Here is a 16,703-nt window from a genome sequence, read left to right as displayed (position 1 = left end):
ACATTATGACTGGTTTCATATACGGCTTCTATCTTCGTATAGCTAGGTTAAAGGCGCCAAGTTAAATTCTTCATCGCTTGAATGAAAATAGGACGGCTATAATAGGTTTCACTCTTTCTTAAAAAGATTTCAATCATGATACTTTAATTTTTCTGTTGTGACCCATTTCATATTGAACTAACGGTATTCGTTAGGTAATTCCTTTCCAATTAACTTAACCCCAATGGAAAATTATACAACTCCCTTCTTTCTTTACCGATTGTTCTCAATATGTTATATTGATGACGGGGTGAATTGAAATGGCTAGAAGTAAGGAGTTTGAAGAGAACGCAGTATTGGATAAAGCGATGAGGCTTTTCTGGGAACAGGGTTACGAGAAGACATCCATGACGGATCTGGTCGAGTCAATGGGAATCCATCGCAGAAGCTTGTATGACACATTTGGCGACAAACATACGCTGTTTCTAAAAGCTTTGGATCGTTTTGGCGACAAAAACAACGCCGCGATTACAGAAGGAATTAAACGTTCCAGGACTGCAGCGGATGCTCTAAAGTTTATTTTTGGCTTCATGATTGGTGGAGAAGAGGACTTGCCATCCGGCTGCTTAATGGTGAATTCGGCGGTGGAATTGGCAGCGCGCGATGCAGATGTTGATACAAAGTCCACTGAAGCATTCAAAACATTAGAGAAGCTGTTCAAGGAAATTATCCTTTGGGGACAGCGGGATGGTGAATTCACCTCTAATTACGATGCCGGGGAAATGGCGGAATATCTGCATAATGTTGGGGTTGGGTTAAGGGTAATGGCTAGAACTACGGTTGCCAAAGAAAAACTTCACCGTATAGCCAATATATCGATAAAAGTTTTAGGGAGGTGAGAGCTTTATTTTTGACTATTATAGAATGAACATTCTAATATATGTGAGTCTTCCTTTGACTAAGGCCATATTTCTTTATCTTATTTAGAATGAACATTCTAATATATGTAGTCTTCCTTTGACTAAGGCCATATTTCTTTATCTTATTTAGAATGAACATTCTAATATATGTGAGGCTTCCTTTGACTAAGGCAATATTTCTTTATCTTAATTAGAATGAACATTCTAATATATGTGAGTTTTCCCTTTGACTAAGGCTATTTCCACTTTATCGAAATTAGAATGAACATTCTCGAAAATTGATCGAAACATATACCAAGGAAGAACAAAGTATAAGGGGATAATTTTTTTTCGAAAATATTGGAACAACATAAATATCTTTTGAAATAGTAATGTGAAAATTAATGATAGAGGAGTGTTGTTGATGGAACGAAGAGTTGTAGTGACAGGATATGGAGTCATCTCACCGTTAGGAAATACGGTTCAAGCGTTTTGGAAGAATATTAAAGAAGGTAAGTCAGGCATCAAAAAAATAAAATCTGATGATTTTAACAATATTAGCACCCAAATTGCAGGATATATTACCGACTTTGATGCAGAGCAATATCTCGATAAAAAAGAATTGGGTAAATATGACTTATTCGTACAATATGCTGTTGCTGCTGCCGAGCAGGCTTTAGAACAGGCGAATCTGGATTTTGAAAATGTAAATAAGGAGCGATTAGGGGTTTATATTGGTTCCGGTATTGGAGGAATTAATACTATATTAGATAATCATAAAGCTTTAATTGAAAAAGGACCAAGAAAAGTTTCTCCATTTATGGTTCCTATGATGATTAGTAATATGGCGTCGGGAATTATTTCTATAAAAACGGGTTTTAAGGGCCCCAGCTTTGCACCTGTTTCTGCTTGTGCAACAGGGAATCAAGCAATTGGGGAGGCATTTTTAAATATTCGACATGGATATTCTGATGGCATTTTAGCTGGAGGGGCTGAAGCTCCTATTAATCCATTAGCTTTTTCTGGATTCTCAAGAATGAGAGCAATGTCTACTTTGAATGATTTTCCAGAAAAGGCTAGTCGACCATTTGACAGCGGGCGAGATGGCTTTGTCATGTCTGAAGGAGCTGGTGTTTTATTCCTGGAAGAGTATGAACATGCGAGAAAAAGAGGAGCGACCATCTTAGGAGAAATCGTAGGTTACGGTTCCACAACAGATGCCTATCATATTACTTCCCCTGATTACAACGGAGCCGCAAACGCGATGAGGTTGGCCTTAGATATGGGGAATATCCAATTAACTGATGTGGATTATATTAATGCGCATGGGACAAGTACCCCTGAAGGAGATAAATCAGAGACTAATGCTATTAAAAGTGTTTTTGGTATTCATGCTTATAACTTAAAGGTTAGTTCTACTAAATCAATGACTGGACACCTTTTTGGCGCAGCTGGTGGGATTGAGGCTATTATAACCCTTAAGAGTATTATGGAAGATATAGTTCCACCCACTATCAATTACGGAATACCGGATAAAGATTGTGATTTAGATTATGTTCCAAACCATGCAGTTAAATCAAAAATAAACTGTGCTATTTCTAATGGATTTGGTTTTGGAGGGCATAATGCGGTGTTGGCATTTAAGAAGTTCTCTATATAGATAAGACCTTAGAAATGCTAATCGGTAGATTATATATTTTCTTATCGATTAAACGCTTTTAAACTCGATACTTAGTAAAGTAATAGAGGAGCCATTTTTGTTGCTTCCTCATATTTTTCGATTATGCCACAATAGGGCGTGATTGTGGCATAAAACTTAGAGTTTTAGACGACTTTATTGCTAAAGCATCCTTTATAAAAAATTTAACAACTCTATTTTTACCCCCATCTAAAAAAGGACGGGGGTATATATGTTTGAAGTATTAAATTAAATAACTTATTGTAATCTTGATATTTCCTTATTGCGGGTGGTGACAGCTTCGCTGGTAGTACCCAAAAAAGTATTTAGTGCGCTGGAAAAAGGAGAGATTCCTACCGTTAAGGCTATGGAGGAATTAGACATGAAAAGACGACTTTTTGGATAAGTGGGGCTTGGTAGCTAGTTTTAATTTTTTTATAGGTATAAAAATAAATTGACGTTGATTATCATTATCATTTAAAATATTAAATGATAATGATAATCAATTGCATTAAGCTTTTTTACCCTTTTTTTGCAAGTCTCTAAAAATAAATTTTGATCGTTACCATTCTAAAAATATGATTAAAGAACGAGTTGTTCTGAGTTTGGATTATCCTGATGTTTGATGGAGGAGGTGAATAAGTTGTTGTAGGTGGAGATCATTTAGGTGTGTTTTCTAAAAAATTATTAACAACTGGCTTTGATGAAGTGTTTAATATTAATGGACGTAAAGAAAAAAGGACCCAAAAAGAAATACCCAAAAACATTGACAGGATTCCTGTAATATCAGATCTTGTTAATCATGATTTATCTCTGTTATGTTGAATAAAGCAAAAAAACAATCGATTCCTATCTTTTTTGCGAAAAGGTCCTTGAATTCAAATTCGCAAATTTTGATTAAGGGTAATAAGTTATTATTATTTTTAGTTTTTTATTCTTATTTGTTGGAAAGTAGGTATTTATGATATGCGGAAAGTACTTGGAAAAATTCATTTATGGTTGAGCATGTTAGTGGGTATATTTATAGTGCTAATTGGAATAACTGGAAGTCTACTTGTCTTTGAACCAGAATTAAATCATTTAATACATCCTAATTTGTTTAAAGTAACAGAAAGCAAAATAGTAACCTATCAACAAGCATTGGAAACTGTAACAAACTCATATCCAAAAGGAGAAATTCAACGTGTATATACACCAAATGAACCAGAGGCGAAAGGAGTTTACTTATTTCGACTTAAAGAAGGTGAAAAGCAGCAATCAATATTTGTTGATCCTGGAACAGGACACATAAATGGAACATTAGGAGATAAGACATTGTTTAATATCATTCTTGATTTTCATAGATCGCTCCTACTGGAAGATTTTAAAGGTGAGAATATTGTAGGTATAATTGGAATTCTTTTCTTTTTTATTACGTTGTCAGGAATATATTTATGGTGGCCAGGATTAAAAAAATGGAAAAATGGTTTTAAAATGAGACGCAATAAAAACGTTTTTGTAAAGAATTATGATTTACATAAGATCCTCGGGGCATTGTCAATACCATTTTTATTGATCGTTTCATTAACAGGAGCCCTTTTTACATACGATGAGACAATTTTCGGTTGGTTTGGAGGAAAAGCAAAAGTAACACTTCCAGAAGAGAATCTTATTTCTAAACCTCTTCCAACTGGAAAGCTTCCTCTGGATCTTTTATTAAGTAAAGCTGAAAAAGAAGTACCTAAGGGAACAATTACTCAAGTTAGAATGCCAGAAAAGATGGAGCAAGGAATGGCTGAAGGGGCAATAGAAATTCGGCTTAGTCGTTCTTACGACCCTGGGGATGGAAACATACGAGTATGGCTAGACCAGTATAATGGAAAAATAATAGGCAAGTTAGATCCAAAAATAAACAGTGGTCTACTTTATCAAATATGGCATCATCCTTTACATACAGGAACTTTTGGAGGAATATTTACTAAAATTTTATACGCAATTGGTGGTCTTACTCCAACCATTCTAATGTTTACGGGAACTTATATGTGGTGGTTTAAGAAAAAGAACAAAAGAAAACAAAAAAAGAGAGCAGTTCAAGCCGCATAATAAAAAAGCTTGTATTCATTCTTAAATTTAAGTTTTTTAAAATTGTTTTTTGATAGTCTATGTTTTCGTGCAAATTTGATTATTATTAGATTTAAAACATCCTTAGATTTCAAAAGTATTAAGAGCGGTATAAGAAGTTTTATAAAATAATAATGGATAAGGGATAGCACTTAAAGGGAGCACATTGTGAAATTATGCTCTTAAAGTAACGGGGCTTTAACAATACTATGTATAAGCCCCCGATAGTGTAATAAGGATAAAAGATTATTAGAATTCATAAATGCAACACAAGAAAATATGTAGTTATAATTCCTTGGATGACAGCGGTAAGAACAGTTTAATCCCACGTTTATTAAATGGGAGTATTTTTAAATCCGCTATCAGGTGACTGATGTAACCACCTATACAGGAAGAGAAAACACCATGAATCCCAAGTGAAGCCTCTAAATTGGAAGCAATAATCCCGAAGAAAACAATCCCTAAGATGGAATGGGTATAGCTGCGGTGTGAAGAAAAGGACGCAATGACAATGTAAATTCCAAGCAAAATTAACCATCGTTCGTCTAGCGAGAAACCTCCTAACAGTATGGCAATCCCTGTAATGGTTAACATATGTTTTTGTTTAATTAAGGATGCAACCACTATAATCAAAATGCCGATCCCAATCCCCAGCCATCGATCACCCCTTGTTTTCTCAATGAAACTATAAAAAATCATCATCATTCCAATTATCAGGGCAGATAGCCGTATCACCTTATGAGACAAAGTAATTTTTCCACGAAGCTTACCGTCAATATCTAGATCAGGGATTAATCCTGAGACGCCTCCTAATCCAACAAACAAGAGTGTCGCTGTAGGAGAGGTTTGCAATGTATTAGCAACAATAAATCCTGTTGCTGATCCAATGACTGCATGTGATGTACCATTCAATTTAATTCCACCTTTAATAATCATAAATAGTTAAAAAACAGACATTATCTATTTTACATCAAAACATCTGTTCTGTTTAGAAGCTAAAATAGGTATTTAGTAGCTTTTTTCATTTGAACTAACAAAATCTTGTTTAATATGAAAGGTTTTTTTAAAATTTTCAAACTTATCTATGATCATATTATTAGTTGATTCCAAGGGGAGTTAAGTTTACAAGCTGGAGATATAATTAGGTCCTTGCAAACGCTTTTGAAAAATGGTAATATATATAAGAATTATTTTTGTTCGGTGTAAAGGATTGTATAAGTAGAACTTTTCGTCTTGATGATCACTGAGAGCAAGGATAGTAATACACTGTGTGTTTTACACACTAGGAGGCAACAAAAATGGAAAATGGTAAAGTAAAATGGTTTAACAGCGAAAAAGGCTTCGGATTCATCGAACGTGAAGGTGGAGAAGACGTATTCGTTCATTTCTCAGCTATTCAAGGCGAAGGTTTTAAAACTTTAGAAGAAGGTCAAGCTGTGACTTTCGATGTTGAGCAAGGTCAACGTGGAGCTCAAGCAGCTAACGTTCGTAAAGCTTAATAATAACAAACTCGTAGCAGGCTCTTTTTATAGAGTCTGTTTTTTATTTATTTATCAAAAAAAGGAGCCCTGCTCACGATTGAGTAGGGCACATGTAAACAGTAAATCAAATGGTAATCAAAGTGTATCACATAATTACGAATTCTGCTAATTTACAAAAGAACGGCATAGTTCAATACCGCGGTGATCTGTAATCTGCCTCTTATTTAACTACTTCAACAGTGGCAGGCCCAGATTCTTTTACCCGTAAAAGTTTATCAGAAACAATAAACAAAATGATCGAACCAGCCGCAATGATTAAACCAATTGCATGAAATAGAAGGGATGGGGTGACCATTTCACCTAAATAGCCAATAATCGCATATATAACGAATCCGAATATGGACGTTAGTGTATAAATCATACTGTTTACTCGGCCTTGGTAATAGGAACAGTGCGGGAACGGCAAGAGCTAAATAAGCTAATAGACCATTTAAGAAGCGGCGACACTGTTATAGTTTCAGATCTTACTCGTCTCTCACGCTCTACAAAGGATCTAATTGAGATTGTTGAAACAATTGGTAAAAAAGGGGCCAATCTAAAAAGTCTCAAAGAATCTTGGTTAGATACAACAACTGCACACGGCAAACTTATGTTTACCATGTTTGCAGGATTAGCACAATTTGAACGGGATCTGATTTCTGAACGAACCAAGGAAGGTTTACAAGCGGCGAAGATAAAAGGAAAAATGGCGGGGCGGCCTTCAACATCTGAAGAAAAAATTGAATATGCTGTTTATCTGTTAAATAAGGGTGGTTTGACAATGCAGGAAATTGCAGATAAGGTTGGTATTTCCAGAATGACACTTCACCGAAAAATCAAAGACCGCAACTTATAGTAAGTGTTTTAAAGTAGTTCCAATAATTTGAAAAGGAAACAACATTTATGTTAAGGAACTCCTTAGTGTTAGACTATACCCCTAAGTTTTAATCCTATCTGTATTCAGTTTTCAGCTTGCCTAGCATTAGATAATCTTTGTAACCAGCTAGCCTTGTGTAATTAGTTTCAGCATCATAAAAATTTTTGTCGTCATTATCCCATTCCATTTATTTCGAAAAAAATTGAATTTGCTGTCCTTGCACCATCTCCAACTTCCCCAATATAGATAACTTTAGCGTCATCAGGGTTAGAAACAGTCTTATAATACTCTTGAACTAAGATTGATGCCATTGTGCCTTGGTCTTTAGTCGATACTCTTGCATATCCAATGATTGCCATGTTGTTTTCCCTCTCAGACACAGGACATTGGAGATACCATTAATAACATAACCCTATAGATAAATTTCTATAGGGTTTGTTTTTTTAAACTATTCTTACTATATTAGTGGTGGCCAAGTAGGGCATATACGCCGACAATAATAAAGATTTCCACCAGTTCTTCTCATACAGTTTTCAAAACAACTTGCAAATGATTGTGAGTAATATGGTGAAACAAATCCTGGATAATGCAATGGTCCTGGAGGTGGCCAAGGCCACGGTCTAGGTATAGGGTGGGGCCATGCAATCGGTGGTATCCAAACGGGCGAAGGCATCCAAGGACTTGGTTGGGGATCATACCATATGGATCCTTGTCTAAATAGTTCTTCTGTCAAGGCTTCTTTCCTCCTGTTCAAATGTGATTCTTTAATATGGTATTTTTTTAATAAAATATGGAAGATTGTCTTTAAATAATTAGGCTAACTAGTTGTATTTCTTTAGCTACATTGATACCGTCGCCATCTTATTAAATTAAGTATCGCTAATCATATTTAAATTAAAAAAAGGAGAGGGAAACTGGATCTTATAATTTTTTCTAGGTAATATTTTAAGTGGATTGTAAAGAATACCGAATTTATTAATAAAGAAGATGTGAAAATAAAGTATATTAATCTACCCTCGAATAATCAGTAAAAATTAAAAAGGAATATGAAGTTGGTGGCAGTTTGGTGTCAAAACCAATCATACTGCCACCAATTACATCTTGCTAAGTCATATATTCAAAAAACAAAACCCTATTAAATCAATATTTTCAATCTAAATCTGTTATAATCTCATTCTCTTTACAACCTTGACAGGGATGATAATCGAAATAAGTTTGAACAATGCAGCGTTGGTGGACAAATTGCAGAAAGAGTACTGCACACAAACCTCATATAGAGTAATCCTCGTAATGGGGAAGGTGAGCTAGTCTACCTATTAAATGGCAGGGAGGATGGTTAAATAAATTGGGTGAGTTTTTCACGGGGATTTTGACGGTGCTGATAACATATGCTTTATTTTGTTCTGTTCTAGAGGATGAAAAAGAAGAAATTGTTGTAGAGGATGGAGCGGGAGTGCAAATCAAAGATTTATCTGGCAGGTATGTCACTCTTTCCTGTCAGACATGTAGGAAATTAAAAAAGCATCGGGAAGTAGAAACAAACCTTTACCAGTGCATTAAATGTAAGCGGCATGTAGATTTGCGGTGAGAAAAAGAGTACTGAGGCGGTGACCTGTTTGACTGACAACTACAAAGATTCGTCGGTAAAAAGTACAATGACAATCATACTTAAGATGTTTCCGTAAGAATTAATATTCCTTTAAATATCCCATCCTATGGCAGTGGAAAGATTAATAAGCAAAAATGTAATCACAGTTTTAAAGTCGAAATAGTGAATACAACATTTGTCTAAATAAAAAACTATGCCAATTTGTATGTTAAAAGGGCAACTAATTAGCTGCCCTTTTTGTATACTTTTGCTTTACTTTTTGTTGTTTTATTCCTGTCAACCGAACCATTTATTACGAAAATAGACTTCTTTATTATGAAATAATCCCTACATCTATTAATTCCTCAATAAAGTCATCCAGAATCTTTTTCATTCCTTCAATCGTGGGCAAAACATCATCCATTTGTATTAAAGCTCCTACTTTATCTGCAGGGATAAACGTAAGGTCAAACCACTTAATAGGATTGTCTCTGTTCTCCGTCAGCAATTGGAAGACATCGTCCTTTTGAAACATCATTCTTTCCAACTCATACAAACTAAATAATTTAACATTGGAGCATAGATAGTTATATTCCTCGTTTTCATACACTATTCCCAATTCTTTCGCAGCCCTCTTCATGATGATGTCTCTACGAATATAGCTGTCCTCGTAAAGAACAACGGCTCCAAATATATTTTTCTTTGAAAAATCAAATTTAGCATCGAAAGGATCATATTCATTTGGAAAGCGTTCCGTGATATGCCGATAAACCTGTACAACTGATTCCACTAATCGGTAAATCGTATTTTCGACATCCTTCTCCGTAAGATCCCTCAAACCAAATTTAGGACTCATACTTTTACTGTCCATCATCAGGCACTGGTTTCCTTTACGTATCATCACATCTAAAGTGCGCCTTTGATTCCGCTTGATGTTATATTCATATTCACTTCTCACCTCATCATAGCTATCAGACAAACTGCTTAAGTATAAAAGGTAACTTTCTAGTACCTCTTTACCGAATAACTGGCGTAGGTGATTGTTTCCTTTAGTCAATCTGGACATAAGGGAAGAGGTAACCGAATGTATAATAAGGTGTGGCAAGGGAAGAAAGACATTTTGGTTATACCGAATGAAAGGGAATTGATAGAAATAATTATAGCCATATATATATTGGGATATTTCGCCTGTTACCTTTTGTTGAAGAGAGACGAAATCTTGTCGGTCTAGGAGCAGGTGTTTAATCACAAGCTCATACTTTTTGAATACGTAGTCCCTGATACTAGGGTCGAGAGGGAGGTTCAATTCTTTTGAAAACATGAATTGGATAATAAAACCCAATTTCACAAATTCATTGTACTCACAACCGAACTTCTCGACAAATCGCTGCTTCATATTTACTTTAGGATTCTCAAAATTGAATATGTAGGTATATCGATAAATTTTGAATCTTATGTCATCTTGAATCGGAAATTGGGTTAGGCCGGCAACTAGCATAAAACGATCCGCAAAACTCATGGTATCGGAACTATCCATCAATTTTGGATGGTTATAGTCCCTAATGGCGCTGATTATGTTCCAGAACTGGCGGTTTCCCTTTTTTTCTTCAAAGCTTCTGTTATCATATTCGTCATCGGTGAGAGCAGAAAACAAGGCGAATGTCTCCAGTTCCCATGGTAAAGTTTTCATTCTCAGTTCATTGATGGCGACTAATCCATACATAGCCATTACTTGCTTTGAATGTTCTTGGCAAATGTTCATCTTTGATCCAAAATCATAGCGCTTTAATACTTTCGGTATTTCCTTATACTCCAAAAAGGTCCCTCCATATGATTAAAATCTTATACATAATCATAACATGAATTTGAAAAATAGATTTCCATATATTCACTAATTTTTTTATTATATATAATTATTTAGGCCTACGGATTAATTCTTATTATGGAGAGTCGTTCCAAACGTTTGGCGCCGCATAATTCAATTTCAATTATATAGAACAGGTCAATAACCACATTGCACGCGAGCGAAGGCTGTTCCAGAAATTGGCATGATTTAAACATTCTGCAATAACATAGGTTCTCTTAGGGATCATTTCTCTTGCTAGTAGTGCTAGAACATTTTATCTAATTATCGTCCATAAAAAAATAAGTTAACTTTAATAATAAAAATCTTTATTGATCTCTGCTCTCTTATAGTAAATTTCGAGGTCATTAAGGCCATTATGACCTATGTGACCTCGAATATAAATAAAACACATGTGTCGTATTATTAAATATGTCTCCTTACTGGCAGTCTGACTGTGAAAATAAAATGCGTCTGTCCACATATATATTTTTTTACTTAAAACTTCCCCCAAACCTTCCCCAATAAATTGGGGGATAATACATTATTCCACAAGGCAGACAAAAATAAAAAACCCTAGAAGTTGAGTAATATCAACGTTTCTAGGGTTTTTATTCGTACAGTTTACAACTCGTATTAATTAACGAGAGTAATACTTTATGATTCTTAAAAAATTTCAGTACGCCAAGTCCAGACATTATGTTATCTTTTCTTTTTATTTCAGGTCATGCAGGACATATATGACCTGAAAAGTTACAATAAAAGATAAAAGTTTTTCTTTCCATCACTCTTGTTTTCTAATAATTTTAGCGACAAGACCAAAATGGAAATTCTGGATAAAATTTTCTGATATTTCTTCTGTAATAATCAGCGCTCTATAATTGGCTTTAGCCCTCCAGAAATGTTGAGTTCGTATATGTGGTGAATAGAGGGGCTTAACCTTTTGCTACTAACTCCAACCTATTGCTTGTAAAAGCTCATCATAATAATTAATTCCAAATAGAACTAATTTATTGTCAATAATTAGATTTGATATAGTCCAATATAAAGCGGAAAGCGACTTTAATTGTTTCATCGTTAAAGACATTAGAGAAATAACTTTTATCAAATTCCCAAAATTTACCACTTTGTAAAGCGGTTGTAAAATCACTAGGTGATTTGCAAACATATAAACATTTATTATTAGCTCCATTATGAAATTTAGAATGATCAATTAAAAAAAGAACTTTATTTTTTTTCATATCGAGAAATAATGTAGTTTCAACATTCCTTAAGTTATAAGGTATTATAGAAAGTACTTCCTCGTCATCCTTTAAAAATTGAATACTTTGGAACACTGTTTCAGCATAGTCCCCATATATTATGTTGGTTGAGTATCTATATACTGCCAGTTCATTTCTGAAATCTTCCGAATCGAATAAGTTTGATATAGCGTTATTTATTTCTTCAAAGTTTCCACCAAAGAAAACGTCCCATAATTCCCATTCAATTTCCCTGGCATCTTGTAATAGATTTTGTAATTCCATAATTACTGTATTAAATTCTAACTTGAAATAATCATTTTTAATTATGGCTAACAGTTCTCTTTTATAAAAATTAATTATTGTGTTCAAGGTCTCATTTAGAACGAATAATATTTCATGAACGTCAATAGTCTTATCAATCCCCATGTGGATTAATAAATTCCTGTATTTTGCCAATTTTGACAGATTATTAAATTCACTTTCTTCTAAACTAAATAATTTATTTAATCTTTGAATACAAACGCTATAATCGATAGTTTTGATATTTAGGTTATCGGAAATTGCATACCACTCTATTGGTAGGTCAACAGCTTCAGGTTCTCGAGAATCTTTAATGTGCTTTATTACACTAATTAAATCCTCATTAATGTCACTATAAATTAAAAGTTCGTTTTCCTGACTAAGAAGTCTCTTACTAAAAACCTCAATTGCATGGTGGAAGCATATCACTGCCATTTTTAGATAGCCAGGGTTTTTATCAAAATATTTATCTTCTAAACTTAAAAAATTCCTATAATGATCTAAACCAAACCTTATAGAATCCAATCCATTTTCAAGTAAACCCATTCTCATAAAATCAACCCCCATTAATTAGAATTAATGCCCAAACAATGATTAATTTACCACAAATACCTATTATTCTCCAAGAAAGTATTTGCATAAAATAATAACTCTTAATTGGAGTTGATATGACTAGTAGCCAGTGTATAGGAAAGTGCTCAATGTACAACTGATAGGGAGTGATCAGTTTATTGTGTATGTAGTGTTGAAGAATTTTCCGTTAATTAAAAGGTTGTTTTTTGTTTCACAAAATAAAGTATAAATTAAAAAAATAAAAACTACGCTGTGGCTAGCAAAGCCAATTTGTAATGCTTAATAATATAAAAGGCGATATAAAATGAAAACCTTGCTTTTTACAGTGGAATAAAATGGTGCCGAGCTTGGTGCCCAAATTTTTAAAATTACAAATCACAAGAAAACGCAAGAAGTAAAGAAAGCTTGATACAACAGCATTTCTAAACACATCAGGGTACTAGAAAAACAGGTGCCAGCAAACTTCAAAACTGCTTGTGAGGTGCGTGCCACCGTAGCTGGGTTCGATTCCTAGGCAGTCCCGCCAAAAAGTTATAACCAATAAGCTTTTTACATTACATAGTGACGATCCACTAAAGTTTGATTAACCATCAAACGAAAAACTAATTGAAATCAATTAATACTGTTTACTAAAGCTTGCTTAATTCATTTAAGTGGGCTTTTTCTATGAATTTCGATAGTGTTTATAAAAAACGTCTTTAAGGGGTAAAGATCTAACATTATACTTAAGGGAAATAGGGCTGTATTGTACGTAAATCGAAGTCCACCCTTTGTAACGTGATTACTTAATTTTAAGCAAGATCCATTAATAAATAAGTCCCCTTCTATATTTAAGCAAAATTAAGCTTCAATCCCTTTTGAATGGTAGCCGCCAGCTTTTTTTTGTTCTTTCTTATGATTGTTCACTGTAATCAAAAAAGTTATAAATGAAAGAATGGCGATAACGAAATAAGAAGACCGGAATGCATAAATCATAGAATCAACCTGGTTGTGCCCGAATACTGATAAAAAGAATTGATAACTTAATCCGCCAAGGGTAACACCCAGACCCATTCCCAATGTACGTGACATGTTTAGGATTCCTCCGGAAACACCTAATGCATTTTTGGGAACCTTCCCCATTACATTGCTATTATTTGGCGGCGTAAACATGCCGATACCCGCTCCTGCCAAAAAGAGTCCTAAGCACATTAAAATGTTAGTTCCTGTACTACCGATAAAGGATAATAGGAGCGTCCCAATTGTAGCAAATGCAAGTCCTAAAATAGACGGTAAACCTGGTCCGAGGCGATCAGACATCATTCCGGATATAGGAGTTGAAATGGTCATTCCGATTGGAACAAACGTAATGAAAAAACTCGCTTGAAAAACAGGGAGATGTTTGACATGGTCCAAATAGTAAGGAGTTAATAACAATACTGCATACATGATGATAAACGACATCATACTAGTTAAATTTCCTATTGTAAAATAGGAGTGTTTAAAAAGAGTAAAGTCAACTAAAGGCTGAGATTTTTTCCTCTCAGTTCTGTAAAATAATATTGAGGTAAGGACGGAAATAAAATAACATGCAACGATCAGAGGGGATCCCCATCCCATTTTCAACCCCATATTAAGTATATAAATGACAGTAATTAATGAGGGTATGAGAAAAACGGAACCTAAAACATCGAAATTTATTTTATTTATTTTCATAGAATCTTTTGGTAAAAACAAAACACCTAATATCATTCCTATAATTCCCACTGGAAGATTAATAAAAAATAGCCATTTCCAATTTACAAAGGAGAGCAAAGTCCCTCCCACAACAGGGCCTAGGCTTAGTCCAATACCTTGTGCACTGGCCTGAAAGCCAATTGCTTTACCCAAGTCTTCTTTTGGTGCAGCAAATGTTATAATCGATACACTGTTTGCTTGGAGTAAAGCGGCACCCATTCCTTGGAATACTCGTGAAATTATTAAAATGAAAAGTGATGGTGCAAAACCGCATAATAAGGAGCTTATTGAAAATATTCCAAATCCAATAATATATAACCAGCGCCGCCCAATTATATCGGCAAGTCTTCCAAAAATCAAAATAAGCGATGCCAAAGATAACAAATAAGACAAGCTTACCCATTCAATTTCATTCATTTGGGAATGAAATTGTTGCTGTAAGCTGGGAAGTGCAATATTAATAATACTGGCATCCAGGGCTGCCACAAACGCACCAATACAAACGGTGGCGACTACATACCAATGATCATTGGGCTTTTCTTTGGTGATTGATGATGAATAGTCCAAAAAATTCCCCTCCTTATCTATATTTCAATAATTATCCAAGCTGCATTTGTTATTTACTAAACTATCAGATAAGACTAAAAGGGTAAATTGCAATTTTTTTATGGGAGTATAATCCTTCTTTATATTTTAGTGATCTTATCGGATTATAATCATTTGAATGTTTTTCTATGGTACACTCTATTTACCCGATAGATGGAATCTGATGTTAACCAGGAATCAAATGAGGTTCTTCAATAAACTTACATATAAATAGTGATCTTACAAAAAGGCTCTAAGGATGATGAGAGTCTTTTTTTTTTGAATTTTTTCAGCTTAACATGTAAACATTGTCAAAATTTGAGAGGGAGTTTGGCGATTACATACTTTCGATTCAAAAGAGTAGAATGTCCATTGAAGAATGATAAATTTTGTCCAATAAAGTGTTTCAAATTTTCAACAGCACTGGTTCAAATTTGAGAATCTCAAAAGAAAGTTTTGCATTTTTAGTAGTTTTATAAGTTGGCATGAATCTTGCAGCTTACATGAGTAGAGCGTGACATTGAAATTACGAAATCACAGTTTCGATGATGTCACTCATATACATGACATGAATTTAAAAGAAAGCATTGATTTGAGGAGGGGTATAAGATGAGGAATGTTGTTATTATAGACTCCGTTCGTACCGCAGTGGGGCGACTTGGAGGGAGTTTAAAAGATGAACCGGTGGATTTTCTGGCGGCGAAAGTCATAGAGGAGTTGGTAACTCGAACAGCTATAGAAAAAAAGAATATCGATGAGGTCATCATGGGACAAACCAAACAGAGCACGGATGCTCCCAATTTGGCACGCGTAGCATTATTACGAGCTGGTTTGCCTGTTGAAATTCCTGGATATACGGTACATAGACAGTGCGCATCGGGATTACAGGCCATTAATAATGCCGCTCAACAGATTATGTGCGGTTTGGCCGATGTCATTATTGCGGGAGGAGCCGAATCTATGAGCACTGCTCCTTATTATCTTCGAAATGCCCGTTATGGGTTTGGAGCTGGGAACGGTCTGATTTTGGATCCCAATACAGAAAGCCAGCCGCGATCACAACCGATTGAGATTTATGGGAATCTGACGATGGGATACACAGCTGAAAACTTAGCTGAGAAATACAAGATTTCCAGAGAGGAACAGGATGAATTTGCGCTGCGCAGCCAAGTACTTGCAAACAATGCGATTCAGGAAGGACGATTCAGTACAGAAATCGTTCCATATGAAGTGAAACACCGCAAAGAAGTGAAGAAATTCGAAATAGACGAACATCCAAGATTAACAAGTTTAGAAAAGTTGGGAAATTTAAAACCGGTATTTAAAGAAAATGGTACTGTCACTGCTGGAAACAGCAGTGGGAGAAATGACGGGGGAGCAGCAGTTTTATTGATGTCTGAGGATGCTGCACAAAAACATGGGTTTAAACCAAAAGCAAAAATAATTGCTCAAGCTGTCTCAGGAGTTTCGCCAGAAATAATGGGTATAGGACCTGTTGAGGCTACAAAGAAGGCATTAACAATGGCAGGGCTTTCCCTGGGGGATATCGGCTTAATTGAATTAAATGAGGCCTTTGCAGCACAAGCTTTAGCAGTAATCAAAGAACTAAATCTGGATTTAGGCAGGGTTAATGTGAACGGTGGGGCTATTGCTTTAGGTCATCCTCTTGGTGCAACTGGAGCCATTTTGATGACAAAATTATTGAACGAAATGGAACGAAGAGGAGAAAAGTATGGATTAGTCACCCTTTGTATTGGCGGGGGGCAAGGAATCACCACAATCGTGGAAAGGTACAATTAAA

At 35.0% G+C, this 16,703-nt stretch carries 12 protein-coding genes and 1 pseudogene; 7 read left to right on the top strand and 6 right to left on the bottom strand.

Features of this window, described 5'->3' with window-relative positions:
* Positions 1-299 precede the first annotated feature (299 nt).
* From AAHB15_RS21845 to AAHB15_RS21835, 3 genes are all read left to right on the top strand, one after another.
* A complete protein-coding gene (locus tag AAHB15_RS21845; RefSeq protein WP_335575580.1) occupies positions 300-878 on the top strand; it encodes a TetR/AcrR family transcriptional regulator in 579 nt (192 codons plus the stop codon).
* 424 nt (positions 879-1,302) lie between these two features.
* Entirely contained in the window at positions 1,303-2,538 is a 1,236-nt protein-coding gene (fabF, locus tag AAHB15_RS21840; RefSeq protein ID WP_335575581.1) for a beta-ketoacyl-ACP synthase II, read from the top strand.
* A 984-nt stretch (positions 2,539-3,522) separates the two neighbouring features.
* Positions 3,523-4,638 (top strand): PepSY-associated TM helix domain-containing protein, encoded by a 1,116-nt coding sequence (locus AAHB15_RS21835; RefSeq protein WP_335575579.1) that lies wholly within the window; start codon positions 3,523-3,525, stop codon positions 4,636-4,638.
* A 303-nt stretch (positions 4,639-4,941) separates the two neighbouring features.
* Here the strand turns inward: AAHB15_RS21835 and AAHB15_RS21830 are convergent, their stop codons facing one another.
* Positions 4,942-5,568: a metal-dependent hydrolase gene (locus tag AAHB15_RS21830; RefSeq protein WP_342043337.1), complete on the bottom strand. Its 627-nt coding sequence runs from the start codon at positions 5,566-5,568 to the stop codon at positions 4,942-4,944.
* 386 nt (positions 5,569-5,954) lie between these two features.
* Here AAHB15_RS21830 and AAHB15_RS21825 point away from each other — a divergent pair, with 386 nt between their 5' ends.
* A complete protein-coding gene (locus AAHB15_RS21825; RefSeq protein WP_026574136.1) occupies positions 5,955-6,155 on the top strand; it encodes a cold-shock protein in 201 nt (66 codons plus the stop codon).
* A gap of 202 nt (positions 6,156-6,357) precedes the next feature.
* Here the strand turns inward: AAHB15_RS21825 and AAHB15_RS21820 are convergent, their stop codons facing one another.
* The gene (locus AAHB15_RS21820) at positions 6,358-6,558 is read right to left on the bottom strand and encodes a hypothetical protein (RefSeq protein WP_342043336.1); all 201 of its coding nucleotides are present in this window, start codon (positions 6,556-6,558) and stop codon (positions 6,358-6,360) included.
* Positions 6,559-6,561: 3 nt separating this feature from the next.
* Here AAHB15_RS21820 and AAHB15_RS21815 point away from each other — a divergent pair.
* A pseudogene (locus tag AAHB15_RS21815) lies at positions 6,562-7,032 on the top strand (recombinase family protein); the annotation flags it as partial.
* A gap of 194 nt (positions 7,033-7,226) precedes the next feature.
* On the opposite strand, the gene AAHB15_RS21810 reads toward AAHB15_RS21815, so the two are convergent.
* A complete protein-coding gene (locus AAHB15_RS21810; RefSeq protein WP_342043335.1) occupies positions 7,227-7,412 on the bottom strand; it encodes a hypothetical protein in 186 nt (61 codons plus the stop codon).
* A 1,016-nt stretch (positions 7,413-8,428) separates the two neighbouring features.
* Here AAHB15_RS21810 and AAHB15_RS21805 point away from each other — a divergent pair.
* Positions 8,429-8,641, top strand: a complete 213-nt coding sequence (locus AAHB15_RS21805; RefSeq protein WP_342043334.1) for a hypothetical protein — start codon at positions 8,429-8,431, stop codon at positions 8,639-8,641.
* A gap of 334 nt (positions 8,642-8,975) precedes the next feature.
* Here the strand turns inward: AAHB15_RS21805 and AAHB15_RS21800 are convergent, their stop codons facing one another.
* From AAHB15_RS21800 to AAHB15_RS21790, 3 genes are all read right to left on the bottom strand, one after another.
* A complete protein-coding gene (locus tag AAHB15_RS21800) occupies positions 8,976-10,457 on the bottom strand; it encodes a hypothetical protein (RefSeq protein ID WP_342043333.1) in 1,482 nt (493 codons plus the stop codon).
* A 1,043-nt stretch (positions 10,458-11,500) separates the two neighbouring features.
* Positions 11,501-12,580, bottom strand: a complete 1,080-nt coding sequence (locus tag AAHB15_RS21795) for a hypothetical protein (RefSeq protein ID WP_342043332.1) — start codon at positions 12,578-12,580, stop codon at positions 11,501-11,503.
* An 861-nt stretch (positions 12,581-13,441) separates the two neighbouring features.
* Entirely contained in the window at positions 13,442-14,884 is a 1,443-nt protein-coding gene (locus AAHB15_RS21790; protein WP_342043331.1) for an MFS transporter, read from the bottom strand.
* A 627-nt stretch (positions 14,885-15,511) separates the two neighbouring features.
* Between AAHB15_RS21790 and AAHB15_RS21785 the strand changes: the two genes are divergently transcribed.
* A complete protein-coding gene (locus tag AAHB15_RS21785; RefSeq protein ID WP_342043330.1) occupies positions 15,512-16,702 on the top strand; it encodes a thiolase family protein in 1,191 nt (396 codons plus the stop codon).
* The last annotated feature ends 1 nt before the right edge of the window (position 16,703 follow it).

Source organism: Bacillus sp. OTU2372 (assembly GCF_038440275.1).
GTDB lineage: Bacteria > Bacillota > Bacilli > Bacillales > Cytobacillaceae > Neobacillus > Neobacillus bataviensis_B.
Note: the sequence above shows the minus strand (reverse complement) of the source record. Positions and strands in the feature narration are given on the sequence as shown.